At 64.7% G+C, this 22,889-nt stretch carries 15 protein-coding genes; 7 read left to right on the forward strand and 8 right to left on the reverse strand.

Going from position 1 to position 22,889, the window contains the following annotated elements; translation table 11 throughout:
• Positions 1–97: 97 nt before the first annotated feature.
• Complete coding sequence (locus tag OGL93_RS19395; RefSeq protein WP_263264504.1) at positions 98–1,681, forward strand: aldehyde dehydrogenase (NADP(+)); 1,584 nt, start codon at positions 98–100, stop codon at positions 1,679–1,681.
• 43 nt (positions 1,682–1,724) lie between these two features.
• Here OGL93_RS19395 and ggt read toward each other — a convergent pair whose 3' ends face one another.
• The 3 genes from ggt to OGL93_RS19410 form a co-directional block, all read right to left on the reverse strand.
• Positions 1,725–3,392, reverse strand: a complete 1,668-nt coding sequence (gene ggt, locus OGL93_RS19400; protein ID WP_263264506.1) for a gamma-glutamyltransferase — start codon at positions 3,390–3,392, stop codon at positions 1,725–1,727.
• Positions 3,393–3,463: 71 nt separating this feature from the next.
• Positions 3,464–4,360, reverse strand: a complete 897-nt coding sequence (locus OGL93_RS19405; RefSeq protein ID WP_263264508.1) for a LysR family transcriptional regulator — start codon at positions 4,358–4,360, stop codon at positions 3,464–3,466.
• Positions 4,361–4,380: 20 nt separating this feature from the next.
• On the reverse strand, positions 4,381–4,965 hold the full coding sequence (locus OGL93_RS19410; RefSeq protein WP_263264510.1) for an NAD(P)H-dependent oxidoreductase: 585 nt from the start codon (positions 4,963–4,965) through the stop codon (positions 4,381–4,383).
• Between the two features lie 154 nt (positions 4,966–5,119).
• Here OGL93_RS19410 and OGL93_RS19415 point away from each other — a divergent pair, with 154 nt between their 5' ends.
• Positions 5,120–5,434, forward strand: coding sequence for a putative quinol monooxygenase (locus OGL93_RS19415; RefSeq protein WP_263264515.1), 315 nt, complete (start codon positions 5,120–5,122; stop codon positions 5,432–5,434).
• A gap of 172 nt (positions 5,435–5,606) precedes the next feature.
• Here the strand turns inward: OGL93_RS19415 and mmsB are convergent, their stop codons facing one another.
• Together mmsB and OGL93_RS19425 are read right to left on the reverse strand one after the other, a co-directional pair.
• Positions 5,607–6,491: a 3-hydroxyisobutyrate dehydrogenase gene (gene mmsB, locus OGL93_RS19420; protein ID WP_263264516.1), complete on the reverse strand. Its 885-nt coding sequence runs from the start codon at positions 6,489–6,491 to the stop codon at positions 5,607–5,609.
• Positions 6,492–6,501: 10 nt separating this feature from the next.
• Positions 6,502–8,025 carry a CoA-acylating methylmalonate-semialdehyde dehydrogenase gene (locus tag OGL93_RS19425; protein WP_263264517.1) on the reverse strand — a complete coding sequence of 508 codons (1,524 nt, stop codon included), beginning with the start codon at positions 8,023–8,025 and terminating at the stop codon, positions 6,502–6,504.
• Positions 8,026–8,148: 123 nt separating this feature from the next.
• Between OGL93_RS19425 and OGL93_RS19430 the strand changes: the two genes are divergently transcribed.
• The 5 genes from OGL93_RS19430 (at position 8,149) to OGL93_RS19450 (ending at position 13,644) form a co-directional block, all read left to right on the forward strand.
• Positions 8,149–9,096, forward strand: a complete 948-nt coding sequence (locus tag OGL93_RS19430; RefSeq protein WP_263264518.1) for a LysR family transcriptional regulator — start codon at positions 8,149–8,151, stop codon at positions 9,094–9,096.
• Between the two features lie 233 nt (positions 9,097–9,329).
• Positions 9,330–10,184 carry a sugar phosphate isomerase/epimerase gene (locus OGL93_RS19435; protein ID WP_263264519.1) on the forward strand — a complete coding sequence of 285 codons (855 nt, stop codon included), beginning with the start codon at positions 9,330–9,332 and terminating at the stop codon, positions 10,182–10,184.
• Positions 10,181–11,215: a 2-oxoglutarate and iron-dependent oxygenase domain-containing protein gene (locus OGL93_RS19440; protein ID WP_263264520.1), complete on the forward strand. Its 1,035-nt coding sequence runs from the start codon at positions 10,181–10,183 to the stop codon at positions 11,213–11,215. The genes OGL93_RS19435 and OGL93_RS19440 overlap by 4 nt, the downstream gene beginning before the upstream one ends.
• A gap of 41 nt (positions 11,216–11,256) precedes the next feature.
• Positions 11,257–12,045 carry an ABC transporter substrate-binding protein gene (locus tag OGL93_RS19445; protein WP_263264521.1) on the forward strand — a complete coding sequence of 263 codons (789 nt, stop codon included), beginning with the start codon at positions 11,257–11,259 and terminating at the stop codon, positions 12,043–12,045.
• A 42-nt stretch (positions 12,046–12,087) separates the two neighbouring features.
• Complete coding sequence (locus tag OGL93_RS19450; protein WP_263264522.1) at positions 12,088–13,644, forward strand: amino acid ABC transporter permease/ATP-binding protein; 1,557 nt, start codon at positions 12,088–12,090, stop codon at positions 13,642–13,644.
• On the opposite strand, the gene recD is transcribed toward OGL93_RS19450, so the two are convergent.
• Genes recD through recC form a run of 3 tightly spaced genes read right to left on the reverse strand, consistent with a single transcriptional unit; the run spans position 13,613 to position 22,802 of the window.
• Entirely contained in the window at positions 13,613–15,661 is a 2,049-nt protein-coding gene (gene recD, locus OGL93_RS19455) for an exodeoxyribonuclease V subunit alpha (protein WP_263264530.1), read from the reverse strand. The genes OGL93_RS19450 and recD overlap by 32 nt on opposite strands.
• A gap of 8 nt (positions 15,662–15,669) precedes the next feature.
• Positions 15,670–19,353: an exodeoxyribonuclease V subunit beta gene (gene recB / locus OGL93_RS19460; protein WP_263264523.1), complete on the reverse strand. Its 3,684-nt coding sequence runs from the start codon at positions 19,351–19,353 to the stop codon at positions 15,670–15,672.
• Positions 19,350–22,802 (reverse strand): exodeoxyribonuclease V subunit gamma, encoded by a 3,453-nt coding sequence (gene recC / locus OGL93_RS19465; RefSeq protein WP_263264524.1) that lies wholly within the window; start codon positions 22,800–22,802, stop codon positions 19,350–19,352. The genes recB and recC overlap by 4 nt, the downstream gene beginning before the upstream one ends.
• Positions 22,803–22,889: the final 87 nt, after the last annotated feature.

Consider the following 22,889-nt stretch of genomic DNA (forward strand, 5'->3'; position numbering starts at 1 on the left):
GTATGATGTCCGGCAACGACATGCCGAAGTCTTTCATCGCTTCACCCTCCCGCTCCGGCACCTCACGCTTCCCCGTTAACCGAACAAGGAGACAACAATGCCTGACGTTCTCGGACACAACTTCATCAACGGTGCCCGTAGTGCCCTTGGCGACCCCAGCCTCAAGAGCATAGACGCCAGCAGCGGCGAAGCGCTGCCCTATACCTTCTATCAGGCCACCGACGCTGAAGTGGATTACGCCGCCAAGGCCGCAGAAAGCGCCTACAGCGAGTTCCGCCAGTTGAGCCCCGCGCGGCGCGCAGAGTTCCTTGAAGCTGTCGCCGACGAGCTCGATGCACTCGGTGAAGACTTTGTCGCCATCGTTTGCCGTGAAACCGCCCTGCCCGCCGCACGCATCCAGGGCGAACGTGGCCGCACCAGCGGGCAGATGCGCCTGTTCGCCAAGGTGCTGCGCCGTGGCGACTTCCTCGGCGCCCGCATCGACCTGCCACTGCCTGAGCGCAAGCCACTGCCCCGCCTGGACCTGCGTCAATACCGCATCGGCGTGGGCCCGGTGGCAGTGTTCGGCGCCAGCAACTTCCCGCTGGCGTTTTCGACCGCTGGCGGCGACACCGCCTCGGCGTTCGCCGCCGGTTGCCCGGTGGTGGTCAAGGCGCACAGCGGCCACATGGCCACCGCAGACCTGGTCGGCACCGCGATCACGCGCGCCGCGGAGCGCACCGGCATGCCCAAGGGCGTGTTCAACATGATCTTCGGCAACCGCGTGGGCGAGGCACTGGTCAAACACCCGGCTATTCAAGCGGTTGGCTTCACCGGCTCACTGGGCGGTGGCACCGCATTGTGCAAGATGGCTGCCGAGCGGCCGCAACCCATCCCGGTGTTCGCTGAGATGTCCAGCATCAACCCGGTGATCCTGCTGCCCGAAGCCCTGAAAGCCCGTGGCGCCACCGTAGCCAAGGAGCTGGCAGGCTCGGTGTGCATGGGTGCCGGGCAGTTCTGCACCAACCCTGGGCTGGTGATCGGCGTTAAATCGGCCGAGTTCAGCCAGTTCCTGGATGCGCTGAAAGCGGAAATCGCCGGCCAGGCGCCGCAGACCATGCTCAACGCCGGCGGGCTGCGCAGCTACAGCCACGGCGTGCAGCACCTGCACGACCATCCGGGCATCACTCACTTGGCCGGCAACGCCCAGGAAGGCGGCCAGGCCCAGGCGCAGCTGTTCAAAGCGGACGCGTCGCTGTTGCTCACCGGCGATGCGCTGTTGCAGGAAGAAGTGTTCGGGCCCACAACCGTAGTGGTGGAAGTAGCTGACGATGCCGAGCTCAAGCAAGCACTGCTGGGCCTGCGCGGCCAGCTGACTGCCACGCTGATCGGCGAAACCGCAGACTTGAAGGCCTACCAGTGGTTGGTGCCGCTGCTTGAGCACAAGGTGGGGCGCATTCTGGTGAATGGCTACCCAACCGGCGTGGAAGTGTGCGAAGCGATGGTGCATGGCGGCCCCTTCCCGGCGACCTCCGATGCGCGCGGCACTTCGGTGGGCACCTTGGCGATCGACCGCTACCTGCGGCCGATCTGCTTCCAGAACTACCCGGACGCGCTTTTGCCGGAGGCTCTGCAAAACGCCAACCCGCTGGGCCTGCAGCGTTTGGTGAACGGCGAGTGGAGCAGCCAGCCGATCGCCTGATGCACAGCGCGGCCACCGCTCAAAGCGGCGGTGGCCGTACCCTTCACTTCACTATCCGCCCTTCTCCCCGCCCGCGCGGGTCACTCGCCGTCTCCAGCTGGCCGTCTTGCACCCGGATGGCTTGCACGTTGCCCATCAGCCAACCTTGGTCTTCCAGGGTGTAGCCCATCTTCTTGAGGTCGTCTGCCACCTGCCCGGTTAGCGGCGCCATGGCGTCGTAGTAGATAGTGTCCTTGGGCAGCAATTGGTGATGCACACGCTGCACGGTCACTGCCTCCACCAGAGAGAGGTGATAGTCGTAGAGGTTGTTGAGCACCTGGAACACGCTGGTGAAGATCCGCGAACCACCGGGCGTGCCGATTACCAGGCTCACATGGCCATCGCGGGTGACGATGGTCGGGCTCATCGAGGAGAGCATCCGCTTGCCCGGGGCGATGGCATTGGCATCGCTACCCACTACGCCGAACCCATTGGCGACCCCCGGCTTGGCGCTGAAGTCGTCCATTTCATCGTTGAGCAAGAAGCCCGCGCCCTTGACCACCACGCCGCTGCCGTAGTCGAAATTGAGCGTGTAGGTGTTGCTCACGGCATTGCCGTCTTTGTCGATCACCGAGAAGTGCGTGGTCTGGTGGGTTTCCAGGCCCGGGCGCACCTGCTCGGTGGGGGAAATGGCCTTGGGGTTTATTTGCGCGGCGCGTTGGTCCAGGTAGGCTGGGGCGATCAACTTGCTCACCGGCACCTTGTTGAAGTCCGGGTCGCCAAGGTAATCGGCGCGGTCGGCGAACACCCGCTTTTCGATCTCCGCCAGCAGGTGGATGTAACGCGCCGAATTGAGCGGCACCCCTTCGAAGTCGCTGCCACGGCGCTCTTTGATCCCGAGCAACTGGGCCAGGGCGATGCCGCCGGAGCTTGGCAGGGGCGCGGTATAGATGGCGTTTCCGCGCCAGTCTATGCGCAGCGGCTCACGCCAGTGGGCCTTGTAGCCGGCCAGGTCCGCAGCGGTGATCAGGCCTTTGTCATGTTGCATCTGCGCGACCAGCAGGCGGGCCGTCTTGCCGCGATAAAACTCACTGACGCCATGGCTCGCGATGCGCTCCAGGGTCTGTGCCAGCTCGGGCTGGGTGAAGCGCTCGCCGATTTTCATCGCGCCGAAGTAATCACGGAAGTTGGTGCTGTCCTTGAACAGGCCCAGCGCGTCTTCGCGGTACTGGTACTGCCCCTCGGCCACGATGAACCCACGCTTGGCATAGCCGATGGCGGGGGTCAGCAGCTCGGACCAGGGCAGCTTGCCGAAGCGCTTGTGCGCCTCCCACAGGCCCATCACCGTACCCGGCACTCCGGCCGCCTTGGCGCCGACCAGGCTGAGGTCCGGCACCACTTCGCCCTTGGCATCGAGATACATGTCGCGGCTGGCCGCCTTTGGCGCGGTTTCCCGGTAGTCGAGGAAGTAGGGTTTGCCGTCGACGAAAAGCGTCATGAAGCCGCCACCGCCCAGGTTACCGGCCTCGGGGTAGGTCACCGCCAGGGTAAAGGCCGTGGCCACGGCGGCATCGACCGCATTGCCGCCACGCTTGAGGATGGCCTCGGCGACCTCCGCGCCATAGCGGTCCGGCGAGGCGACCGCGCCCGCGGGTAAGGCGCTCGCCCAACTGCCCGTTGCTGCTACCAGCGCCACTGTTGTTATTAGGGTTTTGCACAGTACAAGACGCATCGGCTGTCCTTGTGGTGGGGGATTCTGGCTTCAATTAAGGCTCATAAATCCCGCACCAGCAAAAAAGCAGGCTACTGCGCGTAGATCCTGAGCTTGTCTTGCATGAAGTCCAGGAAGCACTGGATGCGCAGCGCCAGCTGGGTGTTGCGGTAATACACCGCGTGAATCGGCTGGCGGTGGCCGCTGTTGAAGTCGGCGAGCAGCACCTGCAAGCGGCCGTCACGGATGTCGTGGTGGGTCATGAAGTGCGACAGGCAAACGATGCCTTCGCCGGCGAGCGCCAACTCGCGCAGAGTGTCGCCGCTAGAGGCGCCGAGCGCGGGGTTGATCGGCCAGCGGTCACCGCCGGAATGGCGCAGCGGCCACTGGTTGAGCCCTTCATTGCGGGTAAAGCCCAACAGCGTGTGCGAGAGCAGGTCTTCCACGCACCGGGGCATGCCATGGCGCTGCAAGTAAGCGGGGCTGGCCAGCAGGTTGAGCGGGCTGCTCCCCAGGTGCCGCGCGTGCAAGGTGGAATCGGCCAGGGCGCCGATACGGATGGCCACATCGGTGCTTTCTTCAAGCAGGTCGATGATCAGATCGTTAGTGTTGAGTTCGAGCAGGATGTCGGGGTAGCGCTGGCGAAACTCCGCCACGTGAGGCACCACCGCATGCAGCATGAACGGCGACGCGGCATTGATGCGCAACCGCCCGGACGGCGCTTGCTGGCGCAGGGCAAGGTGCTCTTCGAGGGCTTCCATGTCCTGCAGGATGGCCTTGGCGCGCTCGAAGAAATACTTGCCCTCCTCGGTCAGGCTCATCCGCCGGGTGGTGCGGTTGATCAGGGTGGTCCCCAGCTTGGTTTCAAGCCGCGCCAGCGTGCGGCTGACCGCTGAGGGAGACTGCCCGGCCTGTTCGGCGGCGGCGGAAATGGAGCCGCTTTCGATAACCGCGATAAAGAGTTGCAGTTCGTCCGATCGGGCTTTCACATACAGGGCTCTGGTGGTGTTCACAGCCCTTTTAACACAGTCTCCAGATGCTGTTGATAGCGGGCTACGTCTGCCTCGATGTTTGGCCGCTTCATCACATCCACTGAAAGGAAGGTAGGTAGCGCCTGCATGCCAAGGAACTGGTTGGCCTTGTGGAAGGGGAAATACACGGCATCCACGCCTTTGCCTTCGAAGAAGTCTTGCGGGTCATCGAACGCCTGCTGCGGTGCGTTCCAGGTGGCGGAAATCATATAGCGCTTACCGTGGATCAAGCCGCCGCTGCCATAGCGCTGGGAGGCGTCGGAGCGGGTGCGGCCGTCGTTGGCGTAGAGGCTGCCGTGGCCCAGGGTGAACACTTCATCGATGTACTGCTTGACCGTCCAAGGCGCGCCCATCCACCAGCCGGGCATCTGGTAGATCACCACGTCGGCCCACAGGTACTTCTGCACCTCGGACTCGATGTCGTAGCCACCGTCGATAAAGGTGGTCTGCACTTCGTGGCCGGCATGATCGAGCCACGCCAGCGCAGCGTCGTGCAGGGTTTCGTTGTAACGGCCGTCGGAGTGCGCAAACTGCTTGCCGCCGTTGAGCAAAAGAACCTTCATGGAACAACCTCACTAAGAAATCAATGAGGCGCAGGCTACGCAGGCAGCCATCGCAGAAAAACCCGCGTTGGCGCAATTGGCTTGTTCCGTAAACGCAAAGATATTAACTGGATTGTTGCGCTAGCCTGGGCACCTACATTTGCGAGGTGCACACATGAGCGACGCTTACGGCTTTATTCTTTACGCCAAAACCCGGCCTGAGCAGGCGGAGGCGTTCAAAGCGCTGTTTTTGGGATACGTTGCCGCCAGCCGCGGCGAGCCTGGCTGTGTCGAATACCACATGCTGCAAGACGAGCAGGACCCTAGCCTGTTCGTGTTCTTCGAAGTGTGGGCGAGCAAGGAGGCGCTGGACGTGCACTCAGGCCTGGCGCACATGAAGGCGTTTTTCGACACTCGCATGGATTATCTGGAGCGGGACTTCGACATCCAGCGTATTCGTATGCTCAGCCCGTCGTCGGCGCGAGGTTAAGGCAGCCTCTTCGCGGGCTTCGCTGAATGGCCGGCCCCGGTCCTGCTTCTCTTGCGGGCGGGGGCGCCAGCCCGCGAACTCGCTTTCAGGCCGCGAGTTCCCAGGCTTCGCCAGGTTCTACATTGACGTGCAGGAGCGGGCGATAGCCCGCGAACGGAGCCTGTGCCCAGCCCTACTCGCCTTGATACCCCTTCACGATCGCCGAGAAATCCAGCCCGCCGTCACCGCGCAAGTTCATCGCCTGGTACAGCTGCTGGGCCAGCGCGCCCATCACCACTGGCTGGTTGGCCTGCTTGGCCGCCTCCGTGGCGAGGCCCAGGTCTTTGAGCATCAGCCGTGCGCCGAAGCCACCGCTGTAGCCGCGGCTGGCTGGCGCCGTGGCGACGATACCGGGCCAGGGGTTATAGGCTTCAGAGCTCCAGCAGCGGCCGGTGGAGCTGTTGATCACGCCAGCGAGCACCTGGGTGTCGATGCCGAGGGCACTGCCCAGCGCCATCGCTTCGGCCACGCCGATCATGGAGATGCCCAACAGCATGTTGTTGCAGATCTTCGCCACCTGGCCAGTGCCGACTTCGCCGCAGTGCACGATGTTCTTGCCCATCTGTGCCAGTACGGGCTGCAGCGTGGCGAACAGCGCCTCGCTGGCGCCGACCATGAAGGTCAAGGTGCCTGCCTGTGCTCCGCCAGTGCCACCCGACACGGGCGCATCGGCGAAATCCACGCCTTGCTTGGCAGCGGCGGCGTGCATGTCGCGGGCCGTCTGCGGGTCGATGGTGCTGCAATCCACCACGGGCGTGCCAGCGCGGATACCGGCCAGCACACCGTCTTCCTGCTCGAACACGGCCCGCACGTGAGCCGCCGCCGGCAGCATGGTGATCACCAGTTCCGCTTGCTCCGCGGCTTGCCGTGGCGATTGCGCCACCTCGGCGCCGAGCGCCCCGAGCTCGGCCAGCACGGCCTGGTTGAGGTCCACCAGCACCAGCCGGTGGCCGGCGTTGATCAGGTTGCGCGCCATCGGCCCGCCCATGTTGCCCAAACCGATAAATGCAATTCGCATGGCCTACCCCTTAGCGCAGATGGATGGTGGTGTTCACGCCCGTGTTCACGCTGGCGTCGTCGAACCAACGCGCGGTCACGGTTTTGGTTTGGGTGTAGAACTGCACCACCTGCTTGCCATAAGGCCCGAGGTCGCCCAGCTTGGAACCGCGCGAGCCGGTGAAGCTGAAGAAGGGCACCGGCACCGGGATAGGGATGTTGATGCCCACCTGGCCCACGTCGATCTCGCTCTGGAACTTGCGCGCCGCTGCCCCGCTCTGGGTAAACAGGCCGGTACCGTTGCCGAAGGGATTTCGGTTGACCAGCGCGATCGCCTCGTCGAGGGTGTCCACTTCGAGGACCACCAGCACCGGGCCGAAGATCTCTTCGGTGTAGATGCGCATGTCCGTGGTCACGCCAGTGAACAGCGTGGGGCCCACGAAGTTGCCTTGCTCATAGCCCGGCACGCTCACGTTGCGGCCGTCCAGCTCCAGCCGCGCGCCTTGCTGCACGCCACTCTCGATCAGCTCTTCGATCCGCGCCTTCGCCCGGGGCGAAATCACCGGCCCTACGTCGGTGCCCGGCTCGCTGCCGGCGTTCACTTTGAGCTGCTGCGCCAAGGCTTTGAGGTCCGGTATCCACTTGCGGCTTTCGCCCACCATCACCACCACCGAGGTCGCCATGCAGCGCTGCCCAGCCGCGCCGAAGCCTGCCCCCACCAAGGCGTTGAGCGTCTGCTCGCGGTTGGCGTCCGGTAGCACCACGGCGTGGTTTTTCGCCCCCATCATCGCCTGCACGCGCTTGCCGTGCCGGCCCGCCAGGTCGTACACGTGAGTGCCCACCGCGGTGGAGCCCACGAAGGACACTGCCTTGATCGTAGGGTGAGTACAGATGGCGTCGACCACTTCTTTGCCGCCATGCACCACGTTGAGCACGCCCTGGGGTACACCGGCCTCCAAGGCCAGCTCCACCAGCAGCATGGTGGAAAGCGGGTCCTGCTCGGAAGGTTTGAGCACGAAGGTGTTGCCGCACACGATCGCCATGGGGAACATCCACAGCGGGATCATCGCCGGGAAGTTGAACGGGGTGATGCCGGCACACACACCGATGGGCTGGCGCAGGGTGTAGGTGTCCACGCCGCCCGCCACGTTTTCAGCGAACTCGCCCATTTGCAGGCTGCCAACCGAGCAAGCGTGCTCGACCACCTCCAGCCCACGGAAGATATCGCCCTCGGCATCGGCCACGGTCTTGCCCTGCTCGGCGCTGAGCACGGCAGCGATGCGCTTGCTGTGCTCGCGAATCAACGCCTGTAGCTTGAGCATGATGCGCATGCGGGCGCCAATCGGGGTGGCTCGCCATTGCACGTACGCGCGCTCGGCGGCGGCCACGGCGGCATTCACTTCCTCTGCCGTGGCAAAGGGCACACGACCCAGCACTTGCTGGGTCGCGGGATTGACCACGTTCTGCCAGTGGGTCGTTCGGGACTCGACCCATTCGCCGTCGATCAGCAGCTTGACCGTGGCAGCCTGGGTGTCGGATGGAAGTGACGCATTCATGTAAACCTCCGCGTGATTGTTGTTATTCGCAGGATAAGGATGGGCGAAAACTGGCGTATGGGGCCTGCTTGAAGTATAGGTATGCAAACTTCCAACAAAAACCAAGATATAAGCCGGACCATCATGCAAAAACACATTACGTCCCTGGCAGGGCTGAACTGGGACGACCTGAAGTTTTTTCTCGAGGTAGCACGGCTGCGCAAGGCCAGCAGCGCGGCCAAGCGGCTGGGCGTGGACTACACCACGGTGTCGCGGCGGATCAACGCACTCGAAGCGTCGCTCGGCACCCTGCTGTTCGAAAAGTCCCGCACCAATGGCTTCAGCCTCACCACCGAGGGCCAGCGCCTGCTCGGCTATGCCGAGGCCATCGAAAGCACCCTGCACATGGCCTGTGAGCAAGTGACGGGCTCGGGCCTCGCGCCCTCCGGCCATGTGCGCATGGGTTGCACCGAAGGCTTCGGTAGTTTTTTCGTGACCCCATTGCTCAGCCGCTTCGTGGAGCAACACCCGGCCATTTCGGTGGACATCCTGCCGCTGCCGCATTTCATCAGCCTGTCCAAGCGTGAAGCAGACATCGTGATCGCCCTTGAGCGCCCCGAGCACGGCCCTTATGTGTGCTGCAAGCTCACCGACTATCGCCTGCGCCTCTACGCTACCGCCGATTACCTCGCCCGCCACGCGCCCATCACCGAGCTATCGCAACTGCCGGAACACCCCTTCGTCAGTTATGTGGATGACCTGGCGTTCAGCTCCGAACTGCTTTACCTCAACCACCTGCTACCGGCCGCCAGCGCGCGCCTGCGCAGCACCAGCGTAGTCGCCCAGATGATCGCCGCCCGGCAGGGCCACGGGCTGGCCATCTTGCCGTGCTTCCTCGCCGCCGAAGCACCCGAGCTGGTGCCGGTGCTGCCCGAGAAGGTGAACATCACTCGGCAGTTCTGGATGTACTGCCGGGAGGACCTGCGCAAGTTGAAGCGGATTACCTTGTTGTGGGATTACATACGGGCGGAGACGGAACTCAACCGCCCGTTTTTGCTGGGCGAAACGCAAGCCCTGCGGTTTGCGGATTAAACAACGGCTGGGCCTAGTCAGTGGCATCACGGCCTCCAAGGCGCTCATCACTTCACAAAACCCTGAACTAATCATTTGCCGCAGCCTATTCATTCTCCCGCTGCGTACTGCCTAACATCAGCCCATCGGATCGGGCCCGCAGAGGCCTGGCCTCGGTTTTCGCTTGCTACTGCCCTCACCGCCCGCGGCCCTGCCCGTGGGCCCGCGTAGCCGCCAGCCGAGAGTGTGTACCGATGCAATTGGAAATCTTCCGCTCCCTCTGGGGCTATACCGCCAGCAAGGCGCAAGCCTTGGACGAGCTGCTGGCCGCGGGCTTCCAGGGCATGGAGGCGCGGTTACCGCTGGATGCCCTCCAACGCCGTGAGTTCGCTGCCTTTCTCGCCAGCAATGGCGTGCCCTATATTGCGACTGTTTTTACCGCCTACGATGTGCTGCCCAAGCAGGCCGCGCTGCCAGCCGAGCACCTGGATGACCTTCGGCGCAAGCTGGGCTGGGCCACGGAGTTGGCGCCGCGCTTCGTCAACGTGCTGGCCGGCAATGACCGCTGGCCACTCGGGCAGCAGGTCGAGTTCTTTGGCGAGCTGCTGGCCATGGCCCATGAACAAGGCGTGCCGGTGTTGGTAGAAACCCACCGGGCGCGTTCGTTGTTCAACCCCTGGGTCACCCTTGAACTGATCCACCAATTGCCGGCCTTGCGCTTCACCAGCGACATCAGCCACTGGGTGGTGTGCTGTGAGCGCCTGCTGGACGACCCCGCCGATGACCTCAGCCCTTTCGTTGAGCGGGTGGAGCATATACAGGCGCGCGTCGGTTACGACCAAGGCCCGCAGGTGCCGCACCCAGGCGCGCCGGAATACGCCACGGCGCTGGCCTTCCACCAGCGCCACTGGGAGGCGGTGTGGCGGGCACAACAGGCCCGCGGCCGCACCGTCACCACGCTTACGCCTGAGTTCGGCGCGGACGGCTACCTGCATCATTTGCCTTTCACCAACGTGCCGGTAGCAGACCTCTGGGCCGTGAACCAGTGGATGGCCAACGCCGAGCGCGCGCATTTCCAACGCTTTCTCGAGGAGGGCCAAGCGGCATGAGCAACGCCAATTTCAGCAGTATCCCCGTGGTGAACATCGCAGGCTTGTTCAGCGTTGAGCTCGAACACCGCCTGGCCGTCGCCGAGCAGCTGGGCCGGGCCGCCAGCGAGGTGGGCTTTCTGTACATCACCGGGCACGGCATAGACCCGGCGTTGGTCAGCGGGCTGCAGCAGGCGGCGAAGGCGTATTTCGCGCAACCGCTCGAGGCGAAGATGCAGCACTACATCGGCGCCTCGGAAAGCCACAAGGGTTTCGTGCCCAAGGGTGAAGAGGTGTATGGCGAAGGCGAACCCGACCACAAAGAGGCGTTCGACATCGGCTTCGAGGTGCCGGCGGACGACCCGCTGTTCCTCGCACGCACGCCGCTGCTGGGCCCCAACCACTGGCCTGAGGTACCCGGGTTCCAGGCGGCGGTACAAGCGTATTACGCCGCGGTGTTCGCCTTGGGCGGCAAGCTGTTCAGCGGCTTCGCACTCGCCCTGGGCCTGGCTGAAGGTTATTTCGCCCCCATGGTCAGCCGCCCGCCGTCCAAGCTGCGGCTGATCCATTACCCTTTCGATGCGCGGCGGGTGGACGCCCCGGGCATCGGCGCGCATACCGATTACGAGTGCTTCACGATCCTGCACGCCGACCAGCCGGGGCTGGAAGTCATGAACGACCAGGGTGAATGGGTGGACGCGCCGCCCATGCCTGGGGCGTTCGTGGTGAACATCGGCGACATGCTCGAAGTGATGACCGCCGGGGCCTTTGTCGCCACCGCCCACCGAGTACGCAAGGTGGCGGCGGAGCGCTATGCCTTCCCGCTGTTCTACGCCTGCGACTACCACACGCACATCGCCCCGCTGCCCAACTTCGCCAAGGGCCATCAGCAATACGAAGCGCTGCCTATTGGCGAGCACATGTGGGGCCAAGCCCTGCAAACCTACCAATACTTGCGCCGCAAGGTTGCCGCAGGGGAGTTGCAGCTGCCCAGCCATGCGCGCAAGCCCGCCAGTTTCGGCCACCTGAAGAACCAGGCAGCCGCGTTGTGATCGCCCAGCCATTACTACTCGAACACCAGGAGCCTTCGCCCATGCATCACGTCACCCGTTTCGGCCTGCTCGCCGCAGGCTTGCTGTGCGCCACCGCCTCCCTGGCAGCGCCCACCGCCACGCCTGGCGTACTCAAGGTGGGCATGGAGATCACTTACCCGCCGTTCGAGTCCTACGACGAGAACAAGCAGGTGGTTGGCTCGGACCCAGAGCTGGCGCATTCGCTGGCCAAGGCCATGGGCGGTAAGGCAGACTTCGTCGACACCAAGTTCCCGAACCTGATCAATGGGCTCAACGCCGGGCACTACGACGCGATCATCTCCGGCATGTACATCACCCCGGAGCGAGAAGCCCAAGCGCAGGCGATCCCGTATGCCAACACGGGCGCGGCGATCATGGTGCCCAAGGGTAGCGAGCTGAGCCCGAAAACCCCGGAAGACCTGTGCGGGCTGAAAATCGGCCTGGAGCAAGGCACCACCTGGGTGGCCAAGTTCCGCGAGCTGTCCACCAGCTACTGCGTGCCTAACCAGAAAGGCGAGATCAGCGTGAGTGAATTCCCTTCGGCGCCGGAAGTGACCCAGGCCCTGCTGTCGAAGAACGTGCAGGCCCAGGTGGAGATCGCCGGCGCGGCGCACATGATCGCCCAGCGCACCAATGGCCGCGTGGTGGTCACTTCAGACAAGCTGGTGTACCCACAAACCCTGGGCATTTATGTGAAGAAAGGCAACGCTGACACCTATTCCGCCCTGCTGCAGGCGGTGAAAACCAGCAAAGAGAACGGTGAATACGCAGCCATTTTGAAAAAGTACGACCTGGAAGCGGTTAACTGATGTTCATCGGCCGCCCTTCCGGGGGCGGCACCTGAGGTGCCTATGCCCTTCGACTGGAGTTACTTCGTTTCGCTGTTTTCCATGGCCGATTTCTGGAAAGCCTGCGTCACAGTCATCGCGTTGAGCACCCTCGCCTGGCTGCTCGGAATGCTGCTGGGGTTGCTGGTGGCTTCGGCCAAGCTCTCGCCTTCGCCGCTGCTGCGCCTGCCGGCCAGCGCTTATATATGGTTTTTCCGCAGCATCCCGCTGCTGGTGCTGGTGGTGTTCGTGTACAACCTGCCGCAGCTGTTCCCGGCCAGCGGCCCGCTGCTGTCACAACCCTTCTACTCCGGCTTGCTGGCGCTGGTGGTCACCGAGACGGCGTACATGGCCGAGATCCACCGCGGTGGGCTGATCTCCGTGCTCAAAGGGCAGCGGGAGGCTGGCCGCGCCTTGGGCATCCATACCATGGGGCTGCAACGGTTGATCGTGATCCCGCAGGCGTTTCGTATCTCACTGCCCACGCTGATCAACGAATACATCACGGTGGTCAAGCTCACCTCGCTGGTGTCGGTGATTTCCCTCACCGAACTGCTGACGGTGGGCCAACGGCTGTATGCGCAAAACTTCCTGGTCATGGAAACACTGGCGGCGGTGGCCGCCTATTACGTGTTGATCGTCACGGTGTTTGGCTGGCTGCTGCAGTGGCTGGAACGCTCGCTGGACCTGAGCCGGCGCACCCCGCGAACCCTAAGCGAGGCGGCGGTCGCCGAGTTGCGCGGTGCACAACCGCCCGCTACCCCAGCCGACAAGCCAGCCCCCGGGCGAGGTGCGGCGCCCGCCTTGCAGCTGCGCAACCTGCACAAGCGCTATGACGACCATCCCGTGCTCAAGGGCATCGACCTGAGCATAGGCGCCGGCGAGGTGATTTCGATCATTGGCCCTTCTGGCTCGGGTAAAACTTCGCTGATCCGCACCATCAATGGCCTGGAAGGCATCGACCAGGGCGAGATCGTGCTGTTCGGCCAGAGCTATATCAACGCAGGAAACAGACTCAACACTGCGCAAGTCCGCTGCGGCATTCGCCGCATCGGCATGGTGTTCCAGAGCTTCAACCTGTTCCCCCATCGCACCCTGCTGGGCAACCTCACGCTCGCGCCGCGCTACCACGGCCAGCCACGGGCGCTAAGCGAGCGCAGGGCATTGGCGCTGCTGGACAAGGTCGGGCTGCTGGCCCACGCCCACAAGTATCCGCAGCAGCTGTCCGGTGGGCAGCAGCAGCGGGTCGCTATCGCCCGCGCCATGGCGCTCGACCCGCAGATCATGCTGTTCGACGAACCCACGTCCGCGCTGGACCCGGAGCTGGTAGGCGAAGTGCTGAAGGTGATCCGCGACCTGGCCAACGAGGGCATGACGCTGGTGATCGTGACCCACGAAATGGACTTTGCCCTGTCGATCTCGGACCGGGTGATCTTCATGGAGAACGGCGTCATCGCCTTCGACGGCCCGCCCCAGGCGATACGCACCCACGCCGACGCGCGGCGGGTGCGGCGCTTCATTGGCCTGGACGAAGACGGCGCGCTGGCGCTTAACCTGCGGGCTCGAGCATCAGGCCGCTGAGCCGGCGCACCCTGCGCCGCACGGCTTCCTCGAACACTCCCGGGCGCGGCTCGATCAAGCTGAACCAGCGCCTGGCGCGGGTGATCCCGGTGTAGATCAGCTCCTTGGTCAACACCGGGTTCAGCGCGTCGGGCAGCACCAGCGCGGTATGTTCGAACTCCGAGCCCTGGGACTTATGCACCGTCATGGCGTACACGGTTTCCACGTCCGTGAGGCGGCTGGGCAGCACGAAGCGCACGCCACCCTGGCCATCGTTGCGCGGGAACGCCACGCGCAGGGTCAGCCGTGACGAGCCTTCGGCTTCAGGCAGGCGCAAGGCAATGCCGATGTCGCCGTTCATCAGGCCCAGGCCATAGTCGTTGCGGGTCATTAATACCGGGCGGCCTTCGTACCAATGGTGGTCGCTCTCGATCAAGCCGCTGGCGTAGAGCGCGCGGGTGGCGCGCTGGTTGACCGCTTCCACGCCCCAAGGCCCCTTACGCACGGCGCAGAGCAGGCGGAAGCTGTCGAAGGCCTGCAGCACGTTCCCGGCCCAGGCCAGCCAGGCGGGGTCGGCCAGGTCAGCAGTGGCGGCCGGGCGTTGCTCACGCAGCACGCCCAGGTAAAAACGGTAGCCGCGCGCGCCACTCGTGCCTCGGGCCGCGCCGTTGAGCAGCAGCCGCTCCAGTGCCTGGTCGTGCTCACCTTGAAGGCGGCAGGTAGCAACATCCTCGAAGGCGCGGTCCGCCAGCACCCGACGGGCATCTTCCGGCCGCTGCTGGTTGACGCAGCGGGCCAGCTCACCGATCCCGCTGCCTTCACCGAAGCGCCGCGAGTAACGCAGCATCACCAGCTGCTGAGCCAGCGCATGTTCGTCGGCACGACCTTCGCTCAGCTCGGCCGCAGCCAGGCTTTCTCCGGCGATGGCTTCGAGCCAGGCACGGGTTTGCGCGGTATAGAAGCCTTGCTCGGCATCCCGACACAGGTCACCAAGCACCGCGCCGGCTTCCACCGAGGCGAGCTGGTCTTTATCGCCCAGCAGGATCAGCCGGGCACTGGCCGGCAGGGCGTCGAGCAGGTTGGCCATCATTTCCAGGTCAATCATCGAGGCTTCGTCGACCACCAGCACATCCAGCGGCAGCGGGTTACCTCGGTGATGGCGGAAGTGCCGGGTGCCGGGCCGGCTGCCGAGCAGGCGATGCACTGTGGTCACCTCGGTGGGGATGCGCGCCTTGACCGCGGGCGCCACGTTCAGGCCTTGCACTTGCAAGCCAATGGACTCGGTCAGCCTGGCGGCCGCCTTGCCGGTGGGCGCGGCAAGGCGAATCCGCAGCGGCCGGTTGGCCTCTACCCGCGGGCCCTGCAGCAGCGCCAGCAGGCGCACCACGGTAGTGGTTTTACCGGTGCCCGGCCCGCCAGTGATAATGCTGAGCGCCGCGCGGGTGGCCAGGGCGCAGGCGAGCTTTTGCCAATCCACATGCCCTGGCACCTGCTCCGGGAACAGCGCACCCAGGCGCTCGGGCAGGTCCGCGGGGGCTTCCGAGGCCTCGGCCAGCCGCCGCCGTAGCGCCACGTCCACCGCGCGCTCGTAGTTCCAGTAGCGTCGCAGGTACAGCCGGTTGCCGCTGAGCACCAGCGGCCGGCTGCGCTCGCCTCCGGTGCCTTCGGCCACCAGCGGCGACGCCAGCAGCGCTTGCCGCCAGCTGGCCAGGTCAAGCCGAGCGAGCACCACGGAAGGCAACACCTCACTGTTGAGGCTGGCCTCGCCTTCGGGTGGCAGGGAGAGCGCGAAGTCCGGCTCGAGCAGGGCCTGCGCCAGGTCCAGGCACACATGGCCGTGGCCCAGTTGATGGCTGGTAAGCGCGGCGGCCAGCAGCACCAGCGGGTCGGCCATGGCCACCCGTTCTGCAAAGAAGCGTACCAGCGCCTCGTCTAGCGGGCGCAGCCAGCCGCGTGCAACCCAGAGGTGCAGCAAACGGAACAAGCCTTCGGTGGATTCCAGCGGGGGCAACGTGATGGCGGCCTCGGCGTGGGTCATGGTATCGCTCACAGCGGTGCGCCTCCGAACAGGTCGGCCTGGGCGCCGGCGCTGGGCTCAAGCAGCTTGCCTTGGAACAGCAGGTCCAGCTGTTCGATCAGCGCCCGCGGCGGGCGGCTGAAATAAACGCCACGGCTGCGCGCGCTCAAGCCCCGCAGGAATACGAACATCGCGCCCCCCATGTGTTGGTCGTAGTCATAGCCAGGCAAACGCGCTTGAAGCTGACGATGCAGCGCCAGCAGGTAGAGCACGTATTGCAGGTCGTAGCGGTGTTCGAGGATCGCCAACTCCATGGCCTGGGGTGAATAACTGGCGTCGTCTGCGCCTAGCCAGTTGGACTTGTAGTCGGCTACGTAATACCGGCCTTCGTGTTCGAAGCACAGGTCGATAAAGCCTTTGAACAGGCCATTGAGCCGATGCCCTTCGGCCGCCGCCCGCGCTGCGCCGCCATGGGTGTGCTGGCGCACCAACGCGTCCAGGCGGTGAACGTCCACGTCTCGGCTGGCGAACCAGAACTCCATTTCGTAACGGTAGGTGGCTAACTCGTGCAGGCGCATCTCATGGCCTTCGCCCAAGGGCAAGGGCGCGTGCAGCAGGCCGCTCAGCCACTGCTCCAGGGTCGGTATCCAGCCGCTCCAGCCGCGGGTGGCACAGCGCCGGGCAAGAGTGTCGCGCAGCACTTGCGGTTGCGCGCCGAGTGCGCCGAAGCCTTCGCGCCCGGCCCATTCGAGCAGCCCGTGGAGGAACGTCCCAGGGTGCGGCCCTCGTGGGAACTGATGAATAGAGCCCTGCATCGGCGCCACTGTGAGGGCACTGCCCAAGGGCTCGTCATCCATCAGGTTCTGCGCTTGCAAGCTGTCCGGTGCCTGGCCGCCATCGACGGTGTCAGCGATGCGCAGGGCGCTGTAGGAGGCGATCCACCAATGCTCTGCCGCGCGCCTGATTGGTTCACGCGCGGGCTGCGCCTGGCGCTCGTTGCGGGGGGCCACATACAGTTGCTCGCTGGCCTCGGGTACGGGGAGCAGCGCCAGCGCCGGATCGCCCGCCTGAACGTCAGCCAGCCAGGCACCAAGCTCGGTGGATTCGGCCAAAGGCTCACCGCCGCCCAACAGGTAGCCTATTGCCGAACGGTGCAGGGCGGATTTGCTCTCGCGGCCGCGCTTGAGGTCGGCCACACCCAGCCAACATGCGTACTGGGCGCGCGTGAGGGCCACATAGAGCAACCGTAGATCCTCGCCCAGGCGCTCATCGTCCGCGGCGGCGATGGCTTCGTCGTCCGGCGCCATCGACAGCCGCACTTGGCCGTCAGCGTCGTGCCAAGTCACCGGCACGCGGCTGCCGTCCACCGGCCGTGCACTGCAGATAAAGGGCAAAAACACCAGTGGATACTCCAAGCCTTTGGACTTGTGGATAGTCACCACTTTTACCAACTGCTCGTCGCTCTCCAGCCGCACTACCTGCTCTTCGCCGCCATCCTGGGTGCTGCTCAGGCGCTCGGCCAAATGGCGGATCAGCGCCTGTTCACCGTCCAACTCGGCCGAGGCCTGTTGCAGCAATTCGGTCAGGTGCAACAGGTTGGTCAACACGCGCTCGCCGTCGGCGCGCCCGGTGAGCCGCAGCGGTAGGTCAAAGTCATGCAACAGCCGGCGCAGCATGCTCAATACCCCTTGGCTGCGCCAGAGCGCGCGGTATTCGCGGAACTGCATCACACGCGCTTCCCAGGTGAGTTCGTTGCGGTTCAGCGCCTCCAGCTCCGCCAGCGGCCGGGCCAGGGTGACGCTGGCCAGGGCTGCGCGCAGCAGCCGGTCCGCGTCTGGCTCGGCGCAAGCGCGTAGCCAAGCCAACACGTCCAGGGCCTCCTGGCTATGGAACACGGATTCTTTATCCGAGAGATAAACGCTGCGTACACCGCGGGCTCTCAATTGCGCGCGTATCGCCCGGGCCTCGCCGCCGTCGCGTACCAGAATGGCGATATCCGCCGGCGCCAGCGGGCGCACACTGCCGTCCGCCGCGGCAAAGCCGCACTGGCCCTGCTTGCCAAGCTCTAGCAGGCGTACGATTTCACTGGCGCAGGCCGGCGCCAGTTGGTCGCGGTAAGCGCCATTGGCCACGGGCTTGTCGCTGGCCAGGGCCCAGAAGGTCATGGCTGGCAGGTCGGCGCCGGCCACTTGCAGGCGGTCCCGGCGGCCCTGTGCGGCCACGGGCAGGAAGGGCACCGGGTTGTCATGCGCCTCGCGGAACAGGAAGGCCCCTCGTCCCTGTGCGCGGCTTTCAGCCTGCTCGAACAGCCGATTGAGCGCACCGACCATCGCCTCGCTGGAGCGGAAGTTAGTCCCCAGGCTGTGCAAGCGGCCAGCGTTGGCGCGGCGCGCGCGCAAGTAGGTATGGATATCCGCGCCTCGGAAGGCGTAGATCGCTTGTTTCGGGTCGCCGATCAAGAAAATGCCCAGGTCGGTACGGTTCTCGCCGATCTGGTAAATGCGCTCGAAAATGCTGTATTGAACCGGGTCCGTGTCTTGGAATTCGTCGATCAAGGCGACTGGGAACTGCTCACGAATCACCTGGGTCAGTGCATCGCCGGCCTCGCCTCGCAGTGCCGCGTTCAAGCGCAGCAGCATGTCATCGAAGCCCATTTCCGCACGCCGGCGCTTCTCACGTTCAAAGCGTTTCGCCACCCAGGCCGCAGCGTGTTGCAGCGCGTCCGCTCCGGGGTCGGGCAGGCCCTTGAGGCGGTCGCGCAGGGTGACCATTGCCTCGAAGGCGTCATGGCTGGGCGGTTCGGCCTTCCAGGCTTCGGCAATGCCCTGCGGCGTCAGGCGTTCAAAGCCCTTGCCGATGTCCAGGTGATGCAGATCGGGGTCCGCGTGCCACTCGGCGATACCCTGCAACCAGGGCTCGAAGTAGCGTGGTTGCAGCTTGCGAGCGTCCGCGGCTTTATCGGCAATGCCTTGCACTAGAATGCCGCGTAGTTGCTCGATCCACTCCCCCCACGGTTGCTTGAGCTGCGCCAGCTCGTCCAGCCGGCGCTGTAGCCCGGTCTCGATGTGCTGGCCGGGGTGGGCGGCGTCTTCCACTGGGCCGGCGTCACTGAGCAATGCCCGCACCCGGGCGAGCAAGCTGGCGGGGGATTTCCAGTTGTCGCGTACCCAGGCGAGGGTGTCGCCGACCATGCCGTAGCAGAACTGCCGCCAGTAGTCGCGCACCACCTCGCCCAGCAGCTCGCTGTGGTCTGTTTCCAGGCTTTGAGTGAACAGGCTGCCGCTGTCGAACGCATGCTCACGCAGCATCCGCTGGCACCAGCCATGGATGGTGGACACCGCCGCTTCGTCCATCCATTGCGCCGCTGCGTCCAACTTGCTCGCGCAGGTCGGCCACTGCGCTTGGGGATAATCCTCGCGCAACTGCTCCACCAGCGCGTCTGGGGCAGGGATTTCATCGCGGAAAAACTGCGCCGCCTGGGCCAGGCGGGTACGGATGCGATCTCTCAGCTCCTTGGTGGCGGCGTCGGTGAAGGTCACCACCAGGATCTGCGGCGGCAGCAGCTCGCGGCCAAAGCCCTGTTCTTCGCCGCCGTGGCCCAGCACCAGGCGCAAGTACAGCGCAGAGATCGTGAAGGTTTTGCCGGTGCCCGCGCTCGCCTCGATCAGCTGGCTGCCGCGCAACGGGAAGGTCAATGCGAGGGGGCGGCTCATTGTGCGCCCTCCTGCGCCTGCAGGTCCGCCCAAGGGGCGTCGAAGAGGGGTTGATACAAGGTAGCGACCCAGCCCTCGAAGGTTTCGTCCTGGTTCAGGGCGTTGAAGTCCGGGTATTGACGGGCCAGGGCCATGTCGCGGTCGCGCTCGCCCGCGGCGGCGCCGTTGTAGTCGCTGCCATCGTAGGCCGCTTGCGCGGCTTTCAGGCCGCTGTCGCGATCCTTGGCGCCGAGGAAGGCGAATGCGGTACGCGGCGCTACTGGCAACGGCCGCGCCATACCCAGGTGCCAGGCCTGCAGAAGGTCCGCCAGGGTGCTCGCGGCGGCTGGCTGCGCGAGGGGTGGCAACAGCAAGGTGGTGTCGGTGGCAACTACCGCCGAGTGCAGGTCAATCCCCTCGGCGCAGGCCAGCAGGTGTTGCACCCAGCTGTCGATCAGGCGCGTCCATTTACGGCCGCTGCGGGTATTGATCGCGTTGGCGACCAAGGTCACGCTCAGCAGGGACCCGCCCTCCCCTTCGGATAGCCCGCCCAGCCACCCGTCGATCACCAGGCCATGGGCCTCGAAGTGCAAAGGCAAGGCACTTTGCAGCCTGCGCGGCCAACGCGACAAGAGTGCCTGATAGCGGCTTATAAGGTCAGGCAGCGGCGCGATCAGCTCGGCTTGCAACAACTCACCAAAACCGGCCATGGGCAGGTGCCCCGCGGCTTGCAAGCGGTTGGCCTGCGCTTGCAGCACAGCCTCCAGCTCTGCTTCGTCCCCCTCGAGGGCGGCATCGAGCAGGTGTTTGCTTAACCCGTAATGCTGCAGCCCGTCCAGAGTAAAGGGTTCTGCTTCGGCAAGCGCCCCTTGTACCTGCTCGAAGTACACTTTCAGCCGCTGGGTGTAGAAATGCTTCACCGGGTTGCGCAGAAAGTTACCGAGCACTTCAGGGGCTATAGGGGCGTCGAGGGTATGCGCTGGCAGGCTCTCTTCAGCCGCCGTGGCGGGTGCCGGCTCATGCACCCGCTGCCACTCCCGGGCGTAGCTGAACAGCTCGGGCTGCCCCGCCTGAAAATAGCGAGCACTGAACGGCTGCAACGGATGTTCCACGCTGAGGGCGTCGATCAGGCTAGCGGGTTCGGTACCGTCCCAGCCGCTGGCGATGTGGTCTCGCAACTGCCCCACCAACACCGACGGCGGCCGCTCGGTGTTGTCGCGGATACTGCGCCCCACCCAGCTGATATAGAGCTGGCGGCGCGCGGACAGCAGGGCCTCGAGCAGCAGGTAGCGATCGTCTTCGCGGCGCGAGCGGTCGCCCGGGCGGTAATCCGCGGCCATCAGGTCGAAGTCCAACGGGGGCTGAGCCCTGGGGTAGTCGCCATCGTTCATGCCCAGCAGGCAGACCACTTCAAAGGGGATGGCGCGCATGGGCATGAGCGTGCAGAAATTCACCGAGCCTGCCAAAAAGCGCTGATTCAGGCCGCCCTGGTCGAGGCCAGCCAGCCAAGCCTCCCGCACCACCGTCAGCGGCAGGGCCTCGGCCAGTTGTACCCGGTCGCAGGCCTGTAACCATTGGCCACGCAGTTCGTCCAGCTGGATCAACAGGTACTGAGCGTGTTCGTCCTCGGGCAGGAAAAAGTCTTCCAGCAACTGCTGCAACCGCTCGCCCCACACGTGGGGCGAAGCGGGCGTGGTCAGGGCTTGATACCAGGCGTCCAGGCGATCGATCAGTGCGTAAAGCGGGCCGACCAAGGCGGCGTCTAGCCCAGCGACCTCATCATAGGGCTCGATGCCGTCGAACCCTTCTCCGCTGCCTACGGCATAGCCGAGCAGCATGCGCCGCAAACCAAAGCGCCAGCTGTTCTGCTCCATCCCTTCGGGCAGGCCCAACGCTGTGCGTTGGCGGGCATCCAGGCCCCAACGCACGCCAGCGCCTTCTATCCAGCCGTGCAGGGTTGCCAGGGATTGTTCGGGGATGCCGAAGCGCGCGCGCAGCGCCGGTACGTCTAGCAGGTCCAGTATTTCGCCCACGGCGAATCGGCTTTCGGGCAATTGCAGCAGGTGCTCCAGCGCGATCAGCAAAGGGTCGCGGCCGCGTTGCCCTTGGTCGTTGAGGGTAAAGGGTATGTAGCGCTTGTCGTCCCGCGGCACCTGCCCGAACACCGCGCGGATATAGGGCGCATAGGCATTGATGTCCGGCACCATCACGATGACGTCCCGTGGCTTTAGCGCCGGGTTGGAGGAAAAGCGTTGAAGCAGCTGGTCATGCAGGATTTCAACTTCACGTTGCGGGCTATGGGCAATGTGGAAGCGGATGGAGTCGTCAGTGGAGGGGTCTACAGGTGGCCACAGCTCTTGAGTCTCTCGCAAAGGTCGCAGTTCGAGGATGTCGTTCTGCAATTGGCTGAGCAGGGTGGAGGTGTCGCCTTCGCTATAGAGGTCGATCTTGTCGTCGCTGAAGGCACCCCGATAGCTGTCGGGGCGGTCGAACTCGTCGAGCAGGCTGATGTAGTCCCGCCCCTGCTTGCCCCAGGCCGCGAGCAACGGGTGGGCGTGCTGGTGCAGGCTCTCGGCATCCACCAGCATGGGCATCCCGGCCTTGCGCTGCTGGCGGCGGTATTCGCGACGCAGCAGGTCTTTGTCGGCAACGATGTCTGCCCAATGGTGGCGACAAGGGTTATGCACGCACAGCAGCACTTGGGTGAAACGGGCAAGCCCGGCGAGGGCGTGCAGCACTTGGGCGGGTAATGAGGAAATGCCAAACACGATAACGCGCTCTGGTAGCCCGGGTGGGGCGTGTTCGGCTGTGCTGATGACATCCATATAGCGCTGGTGTACGCCAGCCCGGCTCTGCGCCATGCCTTCGGCGCCTACGTCAGCGAGTAATGCTAGCCACAACGCTGCTTGCCAGCGGTTGGCCTCGGCCAGCGGGCGCGCTTCGCCTCGGGCACCACGCAGCTGAAACACCCCTTGCGCCCAATCCTCCAGCCAGTCGGCCCGGTAAACCTGATATTGGTCGTAAAGGTCCGCCAGCCGTTGCGCCAATTGGTAACGCTTGCGCATGTCGGCATCATCGCCGAGAAAGCGGGCCAGGGGTTCGAACAGCGGTTGAGCGATCACCACGGGAAGCAAGCGCATCAAACGCCAGGTGAGCGGCGTTTTGTCCAGCAGCGAGGTTTCGGGAATACGCGCCTTACCGAGCACGTTGCGGTAGAGCTGCCACATGAAGCTACCAGGCAGTTGCACATCGATAGCCGCGGCAATGCCACAGCCACCGGCGTCACGGTCCTCGGCCAGGGCCATCTTCAGCCACTGCGCGATGCCGTTGCTTTGTACCAGCGCTACTTCATTCTGAAGCGGGCCAAGCGGGTACCGCCGCATCCACTCCACAACCAGGCTACGGAGGTCGTCAGGGCGGTTGCCATGGATGACCATGAACCCTGGTGTAACGGCCTCGTTCGCTGACATTCCGACGTCCTGGGCAAATATAAGAGGCAAACGATGCCATCAACCCACAGGGCGTCGCAACCTTGCCGATGGAAACCGATCGGCCAG

The sequence above is a fragment of the Pseudomonas sp. RIT-PI-S genome (genome assembly GCF_025642975.1).
Taxonomy (GTDB): Bacteria; Pseudomonadota; Gammaproteobacteria; order Pseudomonadales; family Pseudomonadaceae; genus Aquipseudomonas.

Coding starts and splice junctions, on each gene's coding strand:
- recC (WP_263264524.1), bottom strand. CDS start 22,802: ATGTCAGCGAACGAGGCCGTTACACCAGGGTTCATGGTCATCCATGGC.
- OGL93_RS19440 (WP_263264520.1), top strand. CDS start 10,181: ATGAGCAACGCCAATTTCAGCAGTATCCCCGTGGTGAACATCGCAGGC.
- ggt (WP_263264506.1), bottom strand. CDS start 3,392: ATGCGTCTTGTACTGTGCAAAACCCTAATAACAACAGTGGCGCTGGTA.
- OGL93_RS19425 (WP_263264517.1), bottom strand. CDS start 8,025: ATGAATGCGTCACTTCCATCCGACACCCAGGCTGCCACGGTCAAGCTG.
- recB (WP_263264523.1), bottom strand. CDS start 19,353: ATGAGCCGCCCCCTCGCATTGACCTTCCCGTTGCGCGGCAGCCAGCTG.
- OGL93_RS19410 (WP_263264510.1), bottom strand. CDS start 4,965: ATGAAGGTTCTTTTGCTCAACGGCGGCAAGCAGTTTGCGCACTCCGAC.
- OGL93_RS19445 (WP_263264521.1), top strand. CDS start 11,257: ATGCATCACGTCACCCGTTTCGGCCTGCTCGCCGCAGGCTTGCTGTGC.
- OGL93_RS19415 (WP_263264515.1), top strand. CDS start 5,120: ATGAGCGACGCTTACGGCTTTATTCTTTACGCCAAAACCCGGCCTGAG.
- OGL93_RS19435 (WP_263264519.1), top strand. CDS start 9,330: ATGCAATTGGAAATCTTCCGCTCCCTCTGGGGCTATACCGCCAGCAAG.
- OGL93_RS19395 (WP_263264504.1), top strand. CDS start 98: ATGCCTGACGTTCTCGGACACAACTTCATCAACGGTGCCCGTAGTGCC.
- OGL93_RS19430 (WP_263264518.1), top strand. CDS start 8,149: ATGCAAAAACACATTACGTCCCTGGCAGGGCTGAACTGGGACGACCTG.
- mmsB (WP_263264516.1), bottom strand. CDS start 6,491: ATGCGAATTGCATTTATCGGTTTGGGCAACATGGGCGGGCCGATGGCG.
- OGL93_RS19450 (WP_263264522.1), top strand. CDS start 12,088: ATGCCCTTCGACTGGAGTTACTTCGTTTCGCTGTTTTCCATGGCCGAT.
- recD (WP_263264530.1), bottom strand. CDS start 15,661: ATGACCCACGCCGAGGCCGCCATCACGTTGCCCCCGCTGGAATCCACC.